This is a genomic window from Mycobacterium sp. E183 (genome assembly GCF_001667735.1).
In the GTDB taxonomy this organism is placed as follows: domain Bacteria; phylum Actinomycetota; class Actinomycetes; order Mycobacteriales; family Mycobacteriaceae; genus Mycobacterium.
This window is the reverse complement of record NZ_LZJN01000198.1, coordinates 1-19358: the sequence shown is the minus strand read 5'-3', so window position 1 is coordinate 19358 and position 19358 is coordinate 1. Positions and strand designations below refer to the sequence as shown.

Genomic DNA, 19358 nt, shown 5'->3' with positions numbered 1-19358 from the left:
CCACCAGGGCGGTGGCCGCGACGCCCACCCACAGCCAGGGCTTCCTGCTCGGCCGCGGCGGTTGCCCCCAGGGCGGCGCGACGCCCGCGGTGCTCGGGCCCCAGGTGGGGGCGCCTCCCCATCCCGTCGGCTGGGGCGTCGGGCCGCCGGGAGGTGTCGGCGCCCACATCGGGCCGGACGAGGGGGCGTGCGCGGGGGTGGCCTGGGCGATCCCGGCGGACTGCTGGCTGGCGAAGGCGGCAGGCATCCGCGCCACCTGGCTGCGTTGCAGGATGTCGGTGGCCCGGTCCTGGTCGGGTTCGGCGAGGGCCGCATACGCGGCCGCCGAGAGGTCACCGCAGGTGGCGTAGCGGTCCGCGGGATCCTTGGCCATGCCGCGGGCGATCACCCCGTCGAAGGCGGCCGGGATGCCTGGCCGCGCCGCGCTGGGCTTCGGGATCGCCTGGTGCAGGTGGGCGCCCATCACGCTGATCTGGTCGCCGGTGTACGGCGGGGATCCGGTCAGGCACTCGTACAAGACGCAGGCCAAGGCGTAGATGTCGGCGCGGTGGGTGACGTCGGAGTCGCTGAATCGCTCCGGGGCCATGTACTTCACCGTGCCCACCGTGGTGCCGATCTGGGTCAGCTTCTCGTCGGCGGTGGCGCTGGCGATGCCGAAGTCGACGAGGTAGGCGAAATCATCGCCGCTCACCAGGATGTTCTCCGGTTTCACGTCGCGATGCAGGACCCCGGCCGCGTGGGCGGCGTCGAGCGCCGAGCCGATCTGGCGGACGATCGCCACCGCCCGCGGCGGGGACAGCGGCCCGTACCGGCTCAGCATGCCGGCCAGGTCCTTGCCGTCGATCAGGCGCATGTCGACGTAGAGCTGACCTTCGATCTCGCCGAAGTCGTGGATCGGCACGACGTGCGGTTCCTGCAACCGGCCCGCGGTGCGGGCCTCGCGCTGCATGCGGGAGCGGAAGACGGGGTCGTTGGACAGTGTCTGCGACATCAGCTTCAGGGCGACCGTGCGCTCCCGGACCGTGTCCTCGGCCTCGTAGACATCACCCATGCCGCCGCGACCGATCAGCCGCCGCAGCAGATATGGCCCGAACTGCGAACCCTCCCGCGAATCCGCGGTGGTGTCACCCATCCCGACTCCTCAGTCACCGACCGTGCGCAGGCATAAGGCTAAGGTTTCACGGTCCGCCGGGCACGGCGAATAGCGAAAGCCAGCCGATCGGGACGCCGGGATTAACGGAGTTCGTCCTCACCGCCCGCGCGTTCAGTCAGCCCTTCGCGGGACAGCGCGCGGACGAATCCGAAGGCCTGCATCCCGGCGGGGCCGGGGTTTTCGGTGATCCAGTCGTTGATCTTGCCGAAGGCGTTGGCCAGGTCGTCGCGCTTGACGCGGATCAGGTAGGTCATTCGGTCGTCGTCCGGGTCGTCGATGGATTCGGCGACGGCGACGGGATTCTTGAATGCGTAGGCGATACCGTGCACGGCGTCGTGGTTCAGCGCCCACTGAAGTTCGCTGGGCCGCAGCCGGTTCACCGCGAGATTGCGGTAGTCATGGTCGTCGTTTGAGCTGCTCACCTGGCCGATAGTCCTCCTGGTGTATGGCTCGAGAAAGTTGACGGCGAGGGTCTGAAAACCATGCCGCGCAGGCGATTCGATATGGGCGTCAAACCGGGCATTTCCATCATAGGAAGGGCTTTCCCCGGCTGCATGTCGAGCGGAATCAGCGGCGATATCGCAAGAACACGTAACCGTCGCAAACCAGCGCGTGTTCGAGGCGCATCGTCACCGGTGCGGGCAGCGGCGACGCGGTCGGGCGGCGGCCCACCGGCTGGCTCGCGGCGAGTTTGGGGGCCAAAGTCACGCAGATCTCATCGACGGCGTCGGCCTCCACCAACTCGTCGAGCAGGGTCGGGCCGCCCTCGCACAGGATGCGGTGCATGCCTCGTTCGCGCAGCAGCGCGACCGCGCGCGCCACGTCGACGGAGTCCTCGCCCGCCACCACGACCCGCCGCCCGTCGCCGGGGTCCTCGCGCGCCGCCGCCCGCGCGCACGTCACCACGATCGGTGGCTGAGCGGGGTCGCCGAGCAGCCTGGCCGGCAGCCGGCCGCTGCGGCTGACCACCGCGATCGGTGGCGGTGCGGCCGGGCCCGCGTCCGTGAGCCGCACCGGGCCGTAGTTCTCGGCGCGGGCGGTGCCTGCGCCCACCAAAACCACGTCGGCGAGGCCCCGCAGGATCTTCAAAAGCCGCTGATCGGTGGGGCACGACAGCGGCCCGGCCCGGCCGCCGAACGCTGCGGCGCCGTCGGCGCTGAAGATCATGTTGACCCGCACGCCCTGCGGGGGGTCGGCGTAGAACGATGCGAGCTCCGTGATGTCGGCGACGGTGCCCACGCGGGGAGCCACGGCTACGCCTCGTGGCCGGGTTCCAGATGCCGGACGTCCCCGAAGGACACCCAGCTCTCCAGCTCCTGCGGCGGGCGGCCGTCCACCGGCGCGAGCAGATGACCGACGTGGTCGCCCAGGGAGAACCGGTCGAGAATCTCGCCGGCGAACCAGGCGGCCGCGTCGTCGAGGATGGGCAGCCGCGCCGGGCCGCTGTGCCACGAGCAGCGGTCGAACTTGTTGATGGTGTCGCCGGTCTGGCTGCCGAACAGCTCCACGACGTCGAGGTGGTCGTGGTCGAACACGTGCACCGCCAGGTGAGTCGCCTTGGCGGCGACCCGGAACGTGTGGTTCTTCCGGGACAGGCCCACCAGGAAGCGGGGCGGGTGGATGCTGGTCTGGCTGGCGAAGCCCACCAGGCAGCCCGCCGCGACGCCGTCGGCGCGCGTCGTCACCACGTACATCGGGTAGTTCAGCACCCCGACCAGCTTTTCGAACGCGTCTTCTCCCGGGTCGGCCATCCGCTCAGTCTTCCCGTTCGGCCCGCGCCGGAACCGTGCGGTGGCGGCTAGGTCTAGCAGCAGGCGGCTTCGGCCTCGTCGGCGCCGGGTCCGAAGGTGTCGGAGTCGGCGATGACGGTGTAGACCTCCCAGCGTTCTCCGCCGGGCCCGGTGACCCACACTTTGTCCTGGTTGGCGAAGCAGCAGGTGGTGTCGAGCTCCGCCTCGGTGACCAGTCCGCGCTCGGCGAGGCGCGCGATCTCGGCGTGCACCGTGTCACTGTCAGTGACCTCGACGCCGAGGTGGTTGAGGCTGCCCCCGTGACCGGGGTTCTCGAGAAGCACCAATTTGAGCGGGGGCTCGGCGATCGCGAAATTGGCGTAGCCGGGTTTGACCTTGGCCGGTTCGGCGTTGAACAGCTTGGAGTAAAACGCGATCGCCTCGCCGAGATCATCGACGTTGAGGGCTAATTGCACGCGAGACATGGATGTCCTTTCTTCGATGCGCGCTATGGCGTTGGGGTGGGCAGGAGTTCGGCGATCAGCGCTTGGACGCGCTGGGCGATGTCGTCGCGGATCGCGCGCACGGTGGCCAGCGGCTGGCCTGCGGGGTCGGGCACTTTCCAATCGCGGTAGGACACTCCCGGGAAATACGGGCAGGTGTCGCCGCAGCCCATGGTGATCACGACGTCGCTGGTCTGGACGTCTTCGCCGGTGAGGACTTTCGGCCGGGCAGCGGCCACGTCGATGCCCAGCTCGGCCATGGCGGCGACGGCGACGGGGTTGACTTCGTCGGCGGGTTGCGTTCCGGCGGAAAGGACTTCGATGCGGCCCCGCGCCAGCCGGCTCAGCAGGGCGGCGGCCATCTGGGAGCGTCCGGCGTTGTGCACGCAGACGAACAGGACGCTGGGCTTACCGCTCATCGGCGAAAACCCGTGAACGCAGCGCGAGGGACACGTAGACCAGACCGACCAGCACCGGCACCTCGATGAGGGGGCCGACAACTCCGGCGAGGGCCTGCCCGGACGTGACGCCGTAGGTCGCGACGGCCACCGCGATGGCCAGCTCGAAGTTGTTGCCGGCCGCGGTGAACGCGAGCGTGGCGGTGCGGGCGTAGCCGAGGCGCAACGCTAGCCCCAGGGCATACCCGCCCGCCCACATGATCGCGAAGTAGGCCAGCAGCGGGATCGCGATACGGGCCACGTCCCACGGGTGGGAGGTGATCTGATGGCCCTGCAGGGCAAAGAGAATCACGATGGTGAACAGCAGTCCGTACAGGGCCCACGGTCCGACGCGGGGGAGGAACCGCGTCTCGTACCAGTGGCGGCCCCGGAACCGTTCGCCGAGCCGGCGCGACGAGTATCCGGCCAACAGGGGGATCCCGAGGAAGACGAGCACCGCTTTGGCGATCTGCCATGGCGAGACACTGATCCCGGTTTGGGGCAGGCCCAACCACCCGGGCAGCACCGACAGGTAGAACCAGCCCAGCGCGGCGAACATGACCACCTGGAACAGCGAGTTCAGGGCGACCAGCACGGCCGCCGCCTCACGGTCCCCGCAGGCGAGGTCGTTCCAGATGATGACCATCGCGATGCAGCGCGCCAGGCCGACGATGATCAGGCCCGTGCGGTACTCCGGCAGGTCCGGCAGCAGCGACCAGGCCAACGCGAACATCACCGCCGGCCCGACCACCCAATTGAGCAACACGGAGGTGACCATCAGCTTGCGGTCGGCGGTGACTTCGTCGAGCCGGTCGTAGCGGACCTTGGCCAGCACCGGGTACATCATGACCAGCAGGCCGGCCGCGATCGGCAGTGAAACACCTTGAATGGCAACGGCGCCCAGTGCCGAGCCCAGGCCCGGAACGATCCGGCCGAGCGCGAGGCCGGCCGCCATCGCCGCGCCGATCCAGACCGGCAGGAACCGGTCCATGGTGGGGAGGCGGGTCGGGGCCGCGGCCGGGGCCGACGCGTGCGTGCCCGTCACGGCTGCAGCACCGATGAAAGTTGTTGTAGCGCAGCGGGAATCGCCCAGTAGTACACCCAGGTGCCGCGCCGCTCGCAGTCCACCAGCCCGGCGGATCGCAACAGTTTGAGGTGATGGGAGATGGTCGGCTGCGACAGGTCGAAGGTCGCCGAGATCTCGCAGACGCAGGCCTCGCCGCCGGGGTTGCTCGCGATCAGGTTCAGTAGCCTCAGGCGCACCGGGTCGCCCAGCGCCTTGAACATCGCCGCCAATTCCGAGGCCTGGGACTCGGCCATGGCGGCCGTCCCCAGTGTGGGGCAGCACGCCTGCTGTTTCGACATCCTTCTATATAAACACCTATCGAATCAGCGCGCCACCCCTAGTTCGCGCGGGCCCGCCGGATCGCGTAGGCGGCGACGCCGATGGCGAGCACCACCAGGCCCGACAGCACCGACGACAGCGGCATCGCGAACGCGAGGACCACGCATCCCACCAGCCCGGTGATCGGGATCGCCCGGTGTGGGCGGCCCTCGTCGCGCCCCAGGGTGAACGCCGACGCGTTGGCAACGGCGTAGTAGATCAGCACGGCGAAGGAGGAGAAACCTATCGCGTCGCGCAGGTCGGCGGTCGCCGCCAGGACCGCCACCACGACCCCGATCAGCAGTTCCGCGCGGTGGGGGACCCCGAAGCGCGGGTGCACGGCCGCGAAAGCGTGGGGCAGGTGGCGGTCGCGGGCCATGGCCAGCGTGGTCCGCGAGACGCCCAGGATGAGCGCCAGCAGGGAGCCCAGTGCGGCGATGGCCGCGCCCACCTGGACGACGGGAACGAGCCAGGCCGTCCCGGCGGCCCGCACCGTGTCGACGAGCGGCGCCGTCGCCTGACCGAGCCGTCGCGGCCCGAGCACCGAGAGCGCGGCCACGGCCACCAGGGCGTAGAGGGCCAACGCGATGGCGAGGGCGATCGGTATCGCGCGCGGGATGGTGCGCGCGGGGTCGCGCACCTCCTCGCCGAGGGTGGCGATGCGCGCGTAGCCGGCGAAGGCGAAGAACAACAGCCCCGCGGCCTGGATGACCCCGCCGGCGCCGGCGCCCGCCGGTCGGAGTTGGTCGGTGACCGCTGTTCCCGAGGAGAACGCGGCGACGACCACCGCGGCCAGCACGGCCAGGACGAGCGCGACGATGACGCGGGTGAGCAAGGCCGACTTCTGCACGCCGGCGTAGTTCACCGCGGTCAGTCCGACCACCGCGGCGACGGCCACCGGGTGGGCGTGCGACGGCCACGCGTAGGCGCCGATGGTCAGGGCCATCGCGGCGCACGAGGCGGTCTTGCCGACGACGAAGCCCCACCCCGCGAGGTATCCCCAGAATTCGCCCAGTCGCTCGCGGCCGTACACGTAGGTGCCGCCGGAGGCGGGGTAGCGCGCGGCGAGCCGCGCGGACGAGGTCGCGTTGCAGTAGGCCACCACCGCGGCCACCGCCAGGCCCAGCAGCAGCCCGGAACCCGCGGCGCGCGCCGCCGGGCCGAGCGCGGCGAAGATCCCGGCGCCGATCATCGACCCCAGCCCGATCGTCACCGCGTCGAACAAGCCCAGGCTGCGGCGAAGCTCGTCGGTGTTGCTGTCGGCCACTTGAGTCTCCTCACCGCTACGCAGCGGCAAACCTATCAAATGAATTTGATGTATTGTCTGCGACGTGGCGGCAGGCAGGACGGCGGTTCCGCCGCTGATGCAGATGGCCTCGCACCCGGTGCGCTGGGCGCTGCTTTCCGAACTGGCGGACAGCGACCTCCGGGTGCGGGAATTGGCCGGCGCCGTTGGCGAGCCACAGAACCTGATCTCGTATCACTTGCGGCTGCTGCGCTCGGCCGGCCTCGTCGACGCGCGGCGCAGCAGTTTCGATGGTCGCGATACCTACTACCGGCTGAACCTGACGGGGTGCGCCGGGGCGTTCCGCGAGGCGGCGGCGGCGCTGCACCCGGCGCTGGCGCCCGCGCCCGCCGCGAGACCGCCCGCGCGCTCGGTGCTGTTCTTGTGTTCGGGCAACAGCGCGCGCTCGCCCATGGCCGAGGCGTTGCTTCGGCGGCGGGGCCACGGCCGCATCCGCGCCGCCAGCGCCGGCAGCCAGCCCAAACCGCACCTGCACCGCAACGCGATACGGATCATGCGCGACCGGTACGGGATCGACCTCGGCGCGCAGCGGCCACAGCCGTTGACGGCGGTGGCGCGGCGCCGCTTCGATTGCGTGATCACGCTGTGCGACAAGGTGCGCGAGTACGCGCGCGAACACGACGTGACCACCACGATGCACTGGAGCGTGCCCGATCCTACGGGTGCGGGTTATCCCGAATTCGGGCGGCTGGCAAGCGAATTGGATGACCGCATCGACTTCCTCCTGCCCGTCCTTTCTGCCTGCCCTCGGGGGCGATGACGTGCCCCTGGATCGGCGCGACTTCTTGAAGTGGGGCGGCCTGGCCACGCTTGCCGCAAGCGGTGCCGCGTGCGCGCAACCCGCGCCGCCCGGCGGCGAGGCCGACTACACGCTGCGAATCGGCAGGGGTGCAGTCGAACTGGCGCCGGGCCACGTCGTGTCGACGCTGACCTACAACGGGCAGTTCCCCGGCCCCCTGCTGCGGTTCAAGGAGGGCCGGCGGACGGTGGTGGACGTCTTCAACGACACCGATTCCCCCGAACAGTTGCACTGGCACGGTCAGCGGGTGGGCGTCGACGTCGACGGCGCGGCCGAGGAGGGCACCCCCTTCGTGCCCGCACACGGCATGCGACGGGTTTCCTTCGTTCCCGGGCCGGCGGGGTTCCGCTTCTACCACACGCATGTGGTGCCGCGCTCCGACCTGTCCCGCGGCCAGTACAGCGGCCTGGTCGGTCCCGTCTACATCGAGCCAAAGCAGGACGCGGGCGGCTACGACCAGGAGATCTTCCTGACGCTCAAGGAGTTCGAGCCGTCGTTCACCCGCGGCGGCGACATGGCCAGTGATTTCCTGGCCGGCGAGCAGGAGCCGGATCTCAAAGAGCGGGGCGAATCGGCGATGAAGTCGTCGCTCGACCACGGTGACCCGCGCGGCTTCGAAGTCAGTTACGGGGCGTTCGCCGTGAACGGCCGCATGCTCGGTCACGGCGATCCGATCCGCGTGCGAACCGGCGAAAGGGTACTGCTGCACGTGCTGAACGGCAGCGCCACCGAATCGCGCAGCCTGGCCTTGCCCGGGCACACCTTCAACGTGATCGCGCTGGACGGCAACCCGGTGCCCAACCCGGCCGCGGTGCCGGTGCTGTGGCTCGGTGCGGCCGAACGTATTTCGGCGGTGGTCACCATGAATAATCCGGGCGTCTGGGTGCTGGGCGACCTGTCCGACGATGACCGCGGCCACGGTATGGGGACGGTCGTTGAATACGCCGGCCGCGGCGGGGATCCGCAGTGGACCGCGCCGCAGGCGTTCACATGGGACTACCGGCTGTTCGCGCGCCCCGCGCCCGTCCCGCCGCCCGATCACACCATCGAGCTGTTGATCGAGAAGCGCAATGCCGCCGACAACGGGTTCAACGTCTGGACCTTCAACGGCACGCCCTTTTCGATGGACACCAACCAACCGGTGCTCGATGTGCAGCGGGACAAGCGTTACCGGCTGCGCTTCCGCAATGCCAGCGACGACCTGCACCCGATGCACCTGCACCGGCACACGTTCGAAATCACCCACTTCGCCGGCACGCCGACGGCCGGCGTGCGCAAGGACGTCGCGATGCTGGGCGGCTATCAGAGCATGGACGTCGATTTCGTCCCCGACCAGCCCGGCCTGTCGCTCCTGCATTGCCACCAGCAGATCCACATGGACTACGGGCTGATGCTGCTGCTCAACAGCGCCTGAGGCTCCCTAACCCAGCGGATTGTTCTCCCGCACACCGCGATACATGCCCCACCGCACGATCCACGGCATCACCACCTTGTCGACCGACCACGTCGGAAACCGGAACGCGTGGCCGGTGGGCAGGAAGACCTCCAGCCCGTCGGGCTGGATGCCCACCAGCGAACCCCACCGCCGCGTCGGCGCCCGGTAGGTCCGCAGCCGGCCGCCGTCGAGCTCGGCGCGGACGTTGCGGGCCACCAGCGCGTCGCCGCGGTTGCGGGCGGAGCTGCGGAGCGGATCGGTCGCCGCGACATCACCCACCGCGAAGACGCCGCGCTGTCCGGGCACCCGCAGCTCCGGCGTCACCCGCACGAACCCGCGCTCGTCGAGGAGCTCCGGCGGCAGCCACTCGGTGTTGGGCCGCACCCGCCCGATCGCCCACAGCACGGCGTCGGCGGACGCCGGGGCCTGCCCGGTGCTCCAGCGCACCGGGTCGCCGGTGATCTCGTCGCCCGCGAAACCGTCGGGCAGCACGGCGCGGTGGCCCGGGTGGATGCCCACGCCCAGGCCGGTGAGCCGCCGCCGAATCCGGTCCCAGCTGCGTGGGTGGTACTCGCTCAACGCGCGCGGCCCGGGGAAGTACAGGTCGACCCGCTTGCCGGGCCAGGTGGTGGCCAGGTTCAGCGCGCTGCTGACCGCCGCCGCTCCGCCGCCGACGACGATGACCGACCCGGCGGCCGCGAGCCGGCCGTGCGCCGCGCGCAGCTCCGCGCCGACCTCGGCGGCCGATTGCAGCGTCGGGCGGCGCCAGAAGCCGTTGCTGACCCCGGTCGAGATGATCAGCGCGTCGAATTCCTCGGCGAGTGGCGTGCCGTCCGGGCCTTTGCCCAGGACGGCGCGGGCGTCCAGGTCCAGACCGGTCAGCCGGGCCTGCACCGTGCGCACCCCGTCCAGGCGCCGGAACCTGTCGAACGGAATCCAGTAGTCGCGCGCCCAGTCGTCCGGGCGGGACAGCCGCACGCCGAGTTCCTGACCGCTGACCAGCGCGGGCTTGACGGAAATGCCGACGACGTCGGCGTGCGCGGACAGCCGGATCGCGGCCAACACACCCGCGTCTCCGAGGCCGGCAATGACGACACGCTTGCGGTTCATGTCGCTATCCTGCCTGGGATGGAATTCGGGCCCGTCCACTGACCGATCGATTGCCAGGAGCACCCCCTTGGTCGCCTCGCCCCGCAGCGCTCGCATCGCACGCGTCGCGGAATTGCAGCGGTCGATGCAGCCCCGCGCGCGTGCCGCCCTGCACGCCGCCGTGCGCGCGTCGGCGCCCCGGCCGGACGCCGCCCGGCGCGCGGCCAAGGACTTCCAGGAGCCGGGTTTGGCGGCGGTGCTCTCCGAAATCCGGTGGGCGTTCACCGCGCCCCGCACCTGGTTGATGGGCGTCGTCGCCAACGTCATCTTCGCCGCGGCGTGGCTGCTGGTGCAGCCGCTGACGGTCGGCCGCCACCACACCGACTGGGTGATCCTGGTCGGCACGTACTTCTCATCGTGGGTGCTGGCCGACGTCACCACCACCAATCTGTTCGGCGCCGACCACTACCGCGTGCTGGCGGGCCTGTCCGGCGGCGTGCCGTTCTGGCGGATCCTGCTGATCAAAAACCTTGCCCTGCTTGCCATCGTCGGCCTGCCCACCTTGCTGGCGGCGATGGTGTTGACGTTGTGGTTGGAGACGCCCGGGCGGCTGGGGATCACGATCCCCACCGTCGCCGTGCCCATCGTGTCCTGGCTGGGGGTGGGCAACCTGATCTCGGTGCTGCACCCGGTCAGCGTCGAGCCGCTGATGCGGCGCTGGCGCCAGCGGGGCGATCGGCGCCGCACCCGCAGCTGGCTGGCGGTCCTGACCCTGCCGTACGCGTTGTACTACGTCGCCGACCCGATGAACGGGGTTGAGCACAAGGTGCTTTGGACGAAGGTGCCCGCGATGATCTGGCCGGTGTTCGGGCGCGACACCAAGAGCTTCGTGCACCTGGCGATCGCCGTGGCCATGTGGCTCGTCGGCACGGCCGCCGCGCTGTTGTGGGTGCGCAGGCGCGGGTTGACCATCAGGTAATCGGTTAGGGCACTTTGGGCTTGATCTCCTCGATCACCCATTGTGCGTAATCGAGGGATTCGTCGACACCGCTGAGGGCGGGGATGGGCACGGCGCCGGCGCTCATCCCCGGGCGCCCATTCGGATCGTCGCGTGCGACGTGTCCTTCCCCGACCCGGTTGGTGCTCAGCCCGTGCATCACCTCGAACGGCCGTCCGTCATAGGCGGGCTGGGACTTGATGTAGTCGATGTCGTTCGTCTAGATGGTGATGTAGCCCAGGCTTTTCAGGTCGGTCAACGTGACGCGCCTCCTCTGGCTGTCTCGGCCCAGTTAAATCATCGCCCGGAGTGGACCCTGCGGGTCGACGCCCAGCGAACTCAGTGCCGACGCGTGGTAGGTGGTTCCAGGCATGTGGATGGCGTGCAGCTGGCCGACATGGACGTCGCGCCAATACCGTTGCAGCGGCTTGTCCATGCGGGCCGCGTTGCCGCCCGAGCGGGCGAAGATCTCGTCGACCGCCGCGACCGCGCGCCACACCGCGCGGATCTGGGTGCGCCGCCCGGCCGCGCGGTCGGCGAACGACACCTCCTTGCCGGCGGCGACCATGTCGTAGATGCGGTCGGCGTTGGCCAGCAGTTCCTGGCGGGCGGCGTTGATGTCGGCGGCTGCCTCGCCGATCGCGAACATCACGTAGGGATCGTCCTTGATCGCGGTTCCGGTGGCGCCGACGCGCTCGCGTTGGTAGTCGAGGTGCGCGGCCAGGGCCCCCTCGGCGATGCCGATGGTGGCCGCCGAGATGCCCAGCGGGAACATCGTCGACCACGGCATCAGATAGAGCGGCTCGGTCATGCCGGCCTCGCGCTGGGCGGTGCCGTCCATCACCTTCGTCGCGTCCATCGTCCGATACGACGGGACGAACGCGTCCTTGACGATGACGTCCTTGGAACCGGTTCCCCGCAACCCCACCACATTCCACGAGTCCTCGACGATCTCGTAGTCCTTACGGGGCAGGATCATGTGCAACATCTGCGGCGGCATGATCGGAATGCCCTTCTCGTCGCCGAGCATCGCGCCGAGGATGATCCAGTCGCAGTGGTCGGTGCCCGAGCTGAACTGCCAGCGGCCGTTGAAGAGGTAGCCCCCGTCGACGGGCTTGGCCACCCCCTGCGGCGCGTACGGTGACGCCATCCACGTGTCGACGTCGTCGGCCCAGATCTCGGCGGCGACTTTGGGGTCCGCGTACGCCAACTGGTAGGGGTGCACGCCGACCACGCCGACGATCCAGCCGGCCGCCGGGTCCAGCGCAGCGGTCGCCATCGTCGTCTCGGCGAACTCGCGGGGGTGGACCTCGAAACCCTGATATTGCTTGGTTTGCAGCAGCCGGATCAACCCGGCCGACTTCATCAGCTTCACGCTGTCGTCGGTCAGGCGGCCGATCCGCTCGGCCTCGGGGGCCTGGTCGCGCAACTGATCCGCCATCGCCACGACCCGGTCGAGTACCCGCTCGCTCATGTTGGTGTCCTTTACGTCTGTGGGCGTAGTAATGATCTATTGAAGTCCGCGGCCCACTGGACGCTGTTCCCGGTCAGCGGACGCCGAGATAAGACGTGAGCTGTCGTCCGACAGTCGGGACACACGGCAGCCAGGTCCCATCGATGCGCCTAGCGTCAGCGCCTGTGGACCAGGTTCAGGGAGCAGCATCTCGATGCGGCCATAATCAGCAGGCACCGACGCCGGAAGAGCAAAGCTTGCCGTCGGCTGCCCAAGTGGCCCAATTGCGCTGTGCCATCACACGGAATGTGTCCCGTGACTTCATCGATGGGAACGGGCACATGAACGTGTTGCATTATCTGGATTTCGGTTCGGCCGCCGCCGATGCGTTGGTGCGTGAACTCGGGATCGACGACGCCTATCGGGCTGATCGACAGCTCGGCCTCTTCACCGTCGAGCACCACCTGCGCTACTACAGCGAGCTGATCGAAGATGACACGGCCGATCTCTACGCCCGCGTCCTTGACCGCTCACCCAAGGTGGTGCACATGATGTCATTCGCCGTGGATCGGTACCGGCAACGCCTATCGGCGACACTTGAGATGGTCCTCGTGCACGTCGATCTGACCCGCCGGCTGCCCGTGGCGATGCCGGTCGACATCGCCGCTGCTTTCGACGAGCACGTCAGGTACTCGTCGACCCTGGAGTGGGCCGCGCCCGTCTGCGGCGCGATGGGCGTGCGACGTCAACCATGAAACGGCCAGCGGCCCGGTGATTACCGCCGTCAAACCTATCGCCGGCGGCCAAACCTCAGCAACCGCCACATATACCGCGGCAGTTGCGGAGTCGGGACGCGGGCCGGCCAGTCGTCGGCGCGGAAGTAGGCATCAGACCCGCCGTCGACGAAAAGCACACTGCCGCTGAGAAAGGCGGCGGCATCCGACAACATGAACACCATCCAGTCCGCGAGGTGCGTGGGATCACCGAACCCACCGACCGGGACCGGGAACGCGCGGATGGCCCTGGCTTCACGCGGTGTGGCCAGCTGTCGCTCGAGCAGGGGGGTCATCACCGCGCCCGGAGCGATCGCGTTGAGCCGGATACCCGCACCCGCCCACGCCGGTGTCACTGCGGTCCGACGCACCCAGCGCGCCACCGCGATCTTCGATGCGCCGTAGGCCATCGAGGGGGCGGCCGATCGGAACACTCGTAGTGCACGCTCGGCCTTGTGGAGATCGCGGCCCAGTAACGCCCGCACGGCTCGCTGGGGCACCAACGGCATTGTCGTCGACGAATTACTGCCCACAACCACGACTTTCGCATCGCCGGCCGCCGCCAGTGCCGGGTGCCATGCCTCTAGGAGCTCGACCACACCTAAGAAGTTCACCGCCAGGATCCGGGCCGCGCTACCCGCGCCCGGGGTGGGGCCCACACCAGCGGCCAGCACGGCACCGTCGAGTCGACCGTCGCCGGTAGCGCACACGGCAGCGGCGGCCGTCCTGCGTCCGTCGGGAGTGGACAGATCCGCCACGACGTCAGCGTCCTGAATGTCGACGCCGATCACGCGGTGACCCGCGGCCAGCAGTTTGCGGACGACGGCTTGGCCCATGCCCGATGCCGACCCGGTGACGGCGTAGGTTCCCATCCGCGTCGCTGCTAGGCCTTGGCTAACAGGCCGGCATCGACCACGAGCTGGGTGCCGGTGATGTAGCGGGCGTGGTCGGAGGCCAGGAAAACCACGGCGTTGGCGACGTCTACCGGCTCCACCCACGGAACCGGGAGCAGGTGGCGAGCCGCGAGCGCTTCTGCAGCGTCGGCCGCCGTCGGGCTGGTCAGGTCAGGCCGAAGGCGTTTAAACGTCGCCTCGTTGAGCACCATCGAGGTCCCGACCGCTCCAGGATGAACAGTATTGACGCGAATGGCGCGCGGGCCCAGTTCGTTGGCCAGCGTGCGCGCCAACCCAACCACGGCATGCTTGCTCGCAGTGTAAGCAGCGGTGGTGGCCGTGCCGCGAAGACCGTTGGTGGAGCTGATAATCACGACGGACCCGCCGCCCTCGCCGAGGTGCGGGACGGCGGCTTTGACGGTGTGCCAGACGCCGGTCACGTTGACATCCAGGGTCTGCTGCCAGTCGTGGGTAGTGATCTCCCACGTCGGAGCCGACACCGTGTGGACGCCTGCGTTGGCTACGACGATGTCAAGGCGTCCCAGGTCGGCGACGGCGGCGTCCACCGCGCCGGTCAGTGCGCCCAAGTCGCTGACATCGGCCAGCCCCGTCACCGCGCGTCGGCCGCGCTGCGCCACCGCGGCGGCGGTCTGTTCGAGGTCTTCTGCTGCCGCCGGCACGTCCACCGGGATGACGTCGGCGCCTTCGTCTGCGAATCGCTCGCACAGGGCGCGCCCGGTGCCGCGCCCAGCGCCTGTCACCAGCGCCACACGACCCGACAGGCTCGACATCAGGGCGCCTTGGTCAGCGAAAACCCTTTGTACCCAGCCTCGGCGACTTCATTGCAGATGTCGAGGTAGGTCCCAAACCCGCCGAGGAACAGCATGAACACCCGCGGCTTGCCAGGCACGTTGGCGCCCATGTACCAGGAGTCGGCCTTGGTGAACAGGGTGGCCTCGGCTCGGCGCGCGCATTCGGCGACCCAGTTGTCCACCGCATCGGGAGTCGCCTCGATCGCCGTGTAGCCGTGATCGTCGAGATATCTGATCGAGTCGGCGATCCAATTCACATTCGCCTCGGCGTGCAGCACCATGTTGGCCAGCACCGCCGGCGCGCCGGGGCCGCACACGACGAACAAGTTGGGAAAGCCGTCAGTGCTCAGACCCAAGTAGGTTCGCGGCCCATTGCTCCAGTCATCGCGCAGCCGTTTACCGCCCCGGCCGACGATGTCGATTCTGGCCAATGCCCCTGTCATCGCGTCAAATCCGGTAGCCAACACGATCATGTCCAGGTCGTAATGGGCGTTGCTGGTGTTGACGCCGGTGGCATCGACAGATTCGATCGGCGTGTCTCGCACACTGATCAGTGTCACGTTGGGGCGGTTGAATGTCTGAAAGTAGTTGCTGTCGGTGCAGATCCGCTTGGTGCCGATCGGGTGATCCGTGGGGATCAGCAGTTCGGCCAGCGCGGGGTCATCAATGATGGCCCGCACTTTCTCCTCATAGAACTTGCGCGCCTCCTCGTTGGCGTCCGGGTCGATCATCTGGTCGGAGAAGGTTTTGGAGAACAGCACCCCGCCGAGATCCCAGCGTTTTTCGAACGCCGCGCGCCGCTCTTCGGGGCTGGCTTGCATCGTCAGTTTCGGATGGGCGATGTGCGGTGAGCCGCCGCCGCTGCGCCATGATAAGCGCCTGCGTTCGGCGTAATTGGCCTTGACCCGGGCCCGGTCTTCGTCGGTGAGAGGCCGATTGCCGGCGGGGACGCTGTAATTCGGGGTGCGCTGAAAGACGTAGAGTTGCGCGGCTTGTTCCGCGATGATCGGGATCGACTGAATGCCCGAAGATCCCGTCCCGATGACCGCGACGCGCTTACCGGTGAAGTCGACCGTTTCGTGTGGCCATGCCGCGGTGTGGTAGATCTCGCCGGTGAAACGGTCGAGGCCGGCAAAAGGTGGGGTCATCGCCGCGGACAATGGGCCCGTCGCCATCACACAGAACCGCGCGCTCACTCGTTGCCCGGTATCGGTGGTCACCGTCCACCGCAACCGCTGCTCGTCGAGAACCGCCGACGTGACACGGGTGTTGAAGACGATGTCGCGGCGCAGATCCAACCTGTCGGCCACCCAGTTGATGTAGCGCAGGATCTCCTCTTGGGTGGCGTACTTTTCCGACCAGTCCCACTCCTGTTGCAGGTCATCGGAGAACGAATAGCAGTAGTCGACGCTCTCGACGTCGCAGCGGGCGCCCGGATACCGGTTGAAATACCACGTGCCACCCACGTCGGGACCGGCCTCGAACACCTTGACCGTCAACCCGTCGGCGCGCAGCTTGTGCAGGGCGTAAAGCCCGGCAAAGCCGGCACCTACGACCACCACGTCGATGCCCTGGTCCAACCTGTCGTTCGTGCTACTGGTCACGAACAGCGACGGTAGGGCCGCTGCGCCCGGAATCGCAGGAGACGTCCCGGTGACTGGACGCCGGGATGGCGACCTCCCGTCCATCGGAATCCGACCACGACATCACGGACCAATGTGGCAAGGATCGGCCGCATGGCAGATGTCGAAGAACAAGGCGCCGCCCTGTGCACCGATGCCGCGGTGGCCACCGTAGACGTCGAGTTGGACGGTGCTCTCCATCGACTGCAATGGCGCCGCGACCAGACCCTGGTCGAGATGATGCTTGACGCCGGGATCAATGTGCCGCATTCGTGCCGAGAAGGGCATTGCGGCTCCTGCGTGGCGACCTTGATTTCCGGGGAGGTGGATATGGCCGGTGGAGATGTGCTGGGACCCGAAGACCGCGCCGACGGCTTGATCCTCGGGTGTCAAGCCCGGCCAGTGACCGACAACATCCACATTGAGTTCTAGGCGCATGAATGGCGTGCCGATATGACAGAGGTTGCGACGTGACCGGCAGGGTCGCTGGGAAGGTGGCCCTGATCACGGGCGCGGCGCGGGGAATCGGGCGTGCGCAGGCGGTGCGGTTAGCCCAGGAGGGCGCCGATATCGTGGCCCTTGACGTGTGCGCTCCCGTTGACACAGTGGTGGTTCCGCACAGCACAGTCGACGACCTGGAGCACACCGCCGCCCAAGTGCGCGATACCGGCGCCAAAATACATACCGAGATCGTCGACGTGCGCGATGTCGACGGCGTCCAGGCGGCCACCGATCGCGGTGTGCGACGGCTGGGAAGATTGGACGTGGTGTGTGCTACCGCTGGGATCACTTCGCGTGCACTGGCGCTGGACCTCACCGAGGCGGCCTGGCGGACTATGTTGGATGTCAACCTCACCGGTGTGTGGCACACGTGTCGGGCCGCTGCGCCGCACCTGATTGCGCAAGGTGGGGGTGCGATCGTCCTGACCAATTCGATCGCAGGCCTTCGCGGATTGGTGGGCGTCGCCCATTACACCGCGGCTAAGCACGGCGTGGTCGGCCTGATGCAGAGCCTGGCCAAAGAACTTGCGCCGCAGAATGTCCGAGTCAATTGCGTCCATCCGACCAATGTGGACACTCCGCTGATTCAAAACGACGCAGTGCGCAGCGCGTTTCGTCCCGACCTCGACAGGGCGCCGACGCGTGCCGAGTTCGCCGAAGCGGCCCTTCGCATGAACATGCTCGCGGTGCCGTGGGTCGAACCGGACGATGTCGCCAACGCCGCTTTGTTTCTCGCTTCCGACGAGGCGCGCTATATCACCGCGGTCACGCTGCCCGTCGACGCTGGTGCGACTCAACGATAGGGAGGGCGCAACATGAAAGAACTGTCCGCTGGCTTTCTTTCCCTTTGTTACGCTGGATAATCCGGAGCCGCATCTGCACCGCCGTTACACCGAATGGGCATCATGCTGCCGTGAGAGGAACGCCAGCACGGTGCTTTCGAAGGCTTGCTTCGCTTCGATCATCGCCCAGTGCCCGGACTTGGGAAATACGTGAAGTTCGGCGTCTTGGATGGTGCGCATCGGAATCAGCGCCATATCCGGTGGACTCACTCGGTCGTCGCGACCCCATGTAAGCAGCGTGGGGACGGTCAACTTGTGCAGGGCTGCCCACGGCATCGGGTTTTCGGACGCGGCCATCGCGGCGTTCATCGCGGCAAACGCCGCTTTGCCGTACATGCGGCGCGCCGCGGCCAGGGTGTCCGGATCGGTGGCCAATTGCCAGCGTTCCTCGACCAGTTCGTCAGTGATCAGGGACTGGTCGTACACCATCGATTTGAGCCAGTCGACCAGCCGCTGCCGAGTCGGGTCTTCGACGAACTCCTGCAACAGCCGAATGCCCTCACTCGGGCTGGGGCTGAAGATGTTGATGCCGATCCCGCCGATCGTGACCAGACGGTCGACACGATCGGGGTTGTGGATAGCGAAGTTGATGCCCACACCCCCGCCCATCGAGTTTCCGACGATGTGTGCCTTTTCGACGCCAAGCGCATCCAGGAACGGCGATACGGTGCCAAATGCCATGACCATTGGGTGGCCGCCGAAGTCATCGCTGACGCCGAAACCGGGAAATTCCAGGATGATGCAGCGGAAGTGCTCGGCGAAGGTGGGCAGGATGCCGCGGAAGTTGCGCCATCCGGTGACCCCGGGACCCGAGCCATGCAAAAACAGCAGCGGCTGCGCCGCCGTGGCCTCCGGGCCAGTGTCGTAGTAGCGCAAAATCCCTTGCGGTAGCAGGATTTCGCGTACGTCCTGCTCGCCTAGGAAGACCTTTTCGGAAGTGTCTGTCACGGTGTCAGCCTGCCACGGCGTCGCGGGTGGCACGCCGCGGTGTTCCGCTGACCGGGTGGTGCGATGACTGGCGCTGGATAGTGTCGTCACGGCGGACTGTGGTCCGACGACGCGGTCGGCGACACCTGTTGCTGCACAGCCGACTTGCGTCCACCAGGTTTGTCACGCCGTGTGCTGCTCGCGTTTGATTTCCAGGGCGATGTCGATGAGTTGGTCTTCTTGGCCGCCGATGAGTTTGCGTTGACCGGCGCGGTGTAGTAGCTGGTGGGCGGGCACGCCGTAGCGTTCGGATTGGCGGATGGCGTGCTTGAGGAAGCTTGAGTAGACCCCGGAGTAGCCCATGATCAGGGCGTTGCGGTCCAGCAGGCACTGGGCGGGCATGGCCGGGGCGACCACCTCTTCGGCGGCGTCGGCGATGTCGAAGAAGTCGATGCCGGTCTTGACGCCGATCTTGTCGAACACGCCGATGAGGGCCTCGACGGGCGCGTTGCCGGCTCCGGCGCCGAACCGGCGACACGAGCCGTCGATCTGCTTGGCGCCCGCGCGGACGGCCTCCACCGAGTTGGCCACCCCGAGCCCGAGGTTTTCGTGGCCGTGGAAGCCGACCTGGGCGTCGTCGCCGACTTCGGCGACCAGGGCCGCGACCCGGTCGCGCACCCCTTCGAGGACCAGCGCGCCGGC

Annotated in this window: 19 protein-coding genes and 3 pseudogenes; 6 read left to right on the top strand and 16 right to left on the bottom strand. The window is 68.1% G+C overall.

The window, feature by feature from the left end; genetic code table 11:
- The 8 genes and pseudogenes from A5691_RS24205 to A5691_RS24165 all read right to left on the bottom strand — a co-directional run.
- Window positions 1-1132: serine/threonine-protein kinase (locus tag A5691_RS24205; RefSeq protein WP_156734816.1), on the bottom strand; the 1132-nt coding region annotated here is incomplete at its 3' end.
- A gap of 101 nt (window positions 1133-1233) precedes the next feature.
- Window positions 1234-1575 (bottom strand): hypothetical protein, encoded by a 342-nt coding sequence (locus tag A5691_RS24200; protein ID WP_067748110.1) that lies wholly within the window; start codon window positions 1573-1575, stop codon window positions 1234-1236.
- Window positions 1576-1720: 145 nt separating this feature from the next.
- Window positions 1721-2404 (bottom strand): pyrimidine reductase family protein, encoded by a 684-nt coding sequence (locus A5691_RS24195; RefSeq protein WP_068017220.1) that lies wholly within the window; start codon window positions 2402-2404, stop codon window positions 1721-1723.
- A 2-nt stretch (window positions 2405-2406) separates the two neighbouring features.
- Window positions 2407-2904 (bottom strand): flavin reductase family protein, encoded by a 498-nt coding sequence (locus A5691_RS24190; protein ID WP_068017217.1) that lies wholly within the window; start codon window positions 2902-2904, stop codon window positions 2407-2409.
- A 53-nt stretch (window positions 2905-2957) separates the two neighbouring features.
- Window positions 2958-3368: an ArsI/CadI family heavy metal resistance metalloenzyme gene (locus A5691_RS24185; protein WP_068017216.1), complete on the bottom strand. Its 411-nt coding sequence runs from the start codon at window positions 3366-3368 to the stop codon at window positions 2958-2960.
- Between the two features lie 23 nt (window positions 3369-3391).
- Window positions 3392-4814: pseudogene (arsB, locus tag A5691_RS24175) on the bottom strand (ACR3 family arsenite efflux transporter).
- Window positions 4815-4864: 50 nt separating this feature from the next.
- Complete coding sequence (locus A5691_RS24170) at window positions 4865-5188, bottom strand: helix-turn-helix transcriptional regulator (protein WP_068017210.1); 324 nt, start codon at window positions 5186-5188, stop codon at window positions 4865-4867.
- A 38-nt stretch (window positions 5189-5226) separates the two neighbouring features.
- The gene (locus A5691_RS24165) at window positions 5227-6474 is read right to left on the bottom strand and encodes an APC family permease (protein ID WP_068017207.1); all 1248 of its coding nucleotides are present in this window, start codon (window positions 6472-6474) and stop codon (window positions 5227-5229) included.
- 64 nt (window positions 6475-6538) lie between these two features.
- On the opposite strand from A5691_RS24165, the gene A5691_RS24160 reads away from it, so the two are divergent.
- Window positions 6539-7273 carry an ArsR family transcriptional regulator gene (locus A5691_RS24160; protein ID WP_231981009.1) on the top strand — a complete coding sequence of 245 codons (735 nt, stop codon included), beginning with the start codon at window positions 6539-6541 and terminating at the stop codon, window positions 7271-7273.
- 1 nt (window position 7274) lies between these two features.
- Complete coding sequence (locus A5691_RS24155) at window positions 7275-8726, top strand: multicopper oxidase domain-containing protein (RefSeq protein ID WP_231981008.1); 1452 nt, start codon at window positions 7275-7277, stop codon at window positions 8724-8726.
- 6 nt (window positions 8727-8732) lie between these two features.
- Here A5691_RS24155 and A5691_RS24150 read toward each other — a convergent pair whose 3' ends face one another.
- A complete protein-coding gene (locus A5691_RS24150; RefSeq protein ID WP_068017223.1) occupies window positions 8733-9857 on the bottom strand; it encodes an FAD-dependent oxidoreductase in 1125 nt (374 codons plus the stop codon).
- A 67-nt stretch (window positions 9858-9924) separates the two neighbouring features.
- Here A5691_RS24150 and A5691_RS24145 point away from each other — a divergent pair, with 67 nt between their 5' ends.
- Window positions 9925-10815: a hypothetical protein gene (locus A5691_RS24145; RefSeq protein ID WP_369827105.1), complete on the top strand. Its 891-nt coding sequence runs from the start codon at window positions 9925-9927 to the stop codon at window positions 10813-10815.
- Window positions 10816-10819: 4 nt separating this feature from the next.
- Here A5691_RS24145 and A5691_RS27635 read toward each other — a convergent pair.
- Together A5691_RS27635 and A5691_RS24140 are read right to left on the bottom strand one after the other, a co-directional pair.
- Window positions 10820-11044 (bottom strand): annotated as a pseudogene (locus A5691_RS27635) (LLM class F420-dependent oxidoreductase); the annotation flags it as partial.
- A gap of 81 nt (window positions 11045-11125) precedes the next feature.
- Window positions 11126-12307 (bottom strand): acyl-CoA dehydrogenase family protein, encoded by a 1182-nt coding sequence (locus A5691_RS24140; protein WP_068017198.1) that lies wholly within the window; start codon window positions 12305-12307, stop codon window positions 11126-11128.
- A 164-nt stretch (window positions 12308-12471) separates the two neighbouring features.
- Between A5691_RS24140 and A5691_RS24135 the strand changes: the two genes are divergently transcribed.
- Entirely contained in the window at window positions 12472-13041 is a 570-nt protein-coding gene (locus A5691_RS24135) for a thioesterase family protein (RefSeq protein WP_231968756.1), read from the top strand.
- A gap of 35 nt (window positions 13042-13076) precedes the next feature.
- Here the strand turns inward: A5691_RS24135 and A5691_RS24130 are convergent, their stop codons facing one another.
- The 3 genes from A5691_RS24130 to A5691_RS24120 are packed head-to-tail and all read right to left on the bottom strand — an operon-like array spanning window position 13077 to window position 16368.
- The gene (locus A5691_RS24130; RefSeq protein ID WP_067748089.1) at window positions 13077-13931 is read right to left on the bottom strand and encodes an SDR family oxidoreductase; all 855 of its coding nucleotides are present in this window, start codon (window positions 13929-13931) and stop codon (window positions 13077-13079) included.
- Between the two features lie 11 nt (window positions 13932-13942).
- Window positions 13943-14743: a mycofactocin-coupled SDR family oxidoreductase gene (locus A5691_RS24125; protein WP_067748087.1), complete on the bottom strand. Its 801-nt coding sequence runs from the start codon at window positions 14741-14743 to the stop codon at window positions 13943-13945.
- Entirely contained in the window at window positions 14743-16368 is a 1626-nt protein-coding gene (locus A5691_RS24120; RefSeq protein WP_067748085.1) for an NAD(P)/FAD-dependent oxidoreductase, read from the bottom strand. The genes A5691_RS24125 and A5691_RS24120 overlap by 1 nt, the downstream gene beginning before the upstream one ends.
- Before the next feature lie 132 nt (window positions 16369-16500).
- Between A5691_RS24120 and A5691_RS24115 the strand changes: the two genes are divergently transcribed.
- Window positions 16501-16818, top strand: coding sequence for a 2Fe-2S iron-sulfur cluster binding domain-containing protein (locus tag A5691_RS24115; protein ID WP_067748083.1), 318 nt, complete (start codon window positions 16501-16503; stop codon window positions 16816-16818).
- Between the two features lie 8 nt (window positions 16819-16826).
- Entirely contained in the window at window positions 16827-17690 is an 864-nt protein-coding gene (locus A5691_RS24110) for a mycofactocin-coupled SDR family oxidoreductase (protein ID WP_067748080.1), read from the top strand.
- 84 nt (window positions 17691-17774) lie between these two features.
- On the opposite strand, the gene A5691_RS24105 is transcribed toward A5691_RS24110, so the two are convergent.
- On the bottom strand, window positions 17775-18677 hold the full coding sequence (locus A5691_RS24105; protein WP_067748093.1) for an alpha/beta fold hydrolase: 903 nt from the start codon (window positions 18675-18677) through the stop codon (window positions 17775-17777).
- A 162-nt stretch (window positions 18678-18839) separates the two neighbouring features.
- A pseudogene (locus A5691_RS24100) lies at window positions 18840-19358 on the bottom strand (4-hydroxy-2-oxovalerate aldolase); the annotation flags it as partial.

Bases quoted from the DNA above. Each gene is read 5' to 3' on its own strand.
- A5691_RS24190 (WP_068017217.1), bottom strand. From the start codon at position 2,904: ATGGCCGACCCGGGAGAAGACGCGTTCGAAAAGCTGGTCGGGGTGCTG.
- A5691_RS24185 (WP_068017216.1), bottom strand. From the start codon at position 3,368: ATGTCTCGCGTGCAATTAGCCCTCAACGTCGATGATCTCGGCGAGGCG.
- A5691_RS24170 (WP_068017210.1), bottom strand. From the start codon at position 5,188: ATGTCGAAACAGCAGGCGTGCTGCCCCACACTGGGGACGGCCGCCATG.
- A5691_RS24150 (WP_068017223.1), bottom strand. From the start codon at position 9,857: ATGAACCGCAAGCGTGTCGTCATTGCCGGCCTCGGAGACGCGGGTGTG.
- A5691_RS24140 (WP_068017198.1), bottom strand. From the start codon at position 12,307: ATGAGCGAGCGGGTACTCGACCGGGTCGTGGCGATGGCGGATCAGTTG.
- A5691_RS24130 (WP_067748089.1), bottom strand. From the start codon at position 13,931: ATGGGAACCTACGCCGTCACCGGGTCGGCATCGGGCATGGGCCAAGCC.
- A5691_RS24125 (WP_067748087.1), bottom strand. From the start codon at position 14,743: ATGTCGAGCCTGTCGGGTCGTGTGGCGCTGGTGACAGGCGCTGGGCGC.
- A5691_RS24115 (WP_067748083.1), top strand. From the start codon at position 16,501: ATGGCAGATGTCGAAGAACAAGGCGCCGCCCTGTGCACCGATGCCGCG.
- A5691_RS24110 (WP_067748080.1), top strand. From the start codon at position 16,827: ATGGCGTGCCGATATGACAGAGGTTGCGACGTGACCGGCAGGGTCGCT.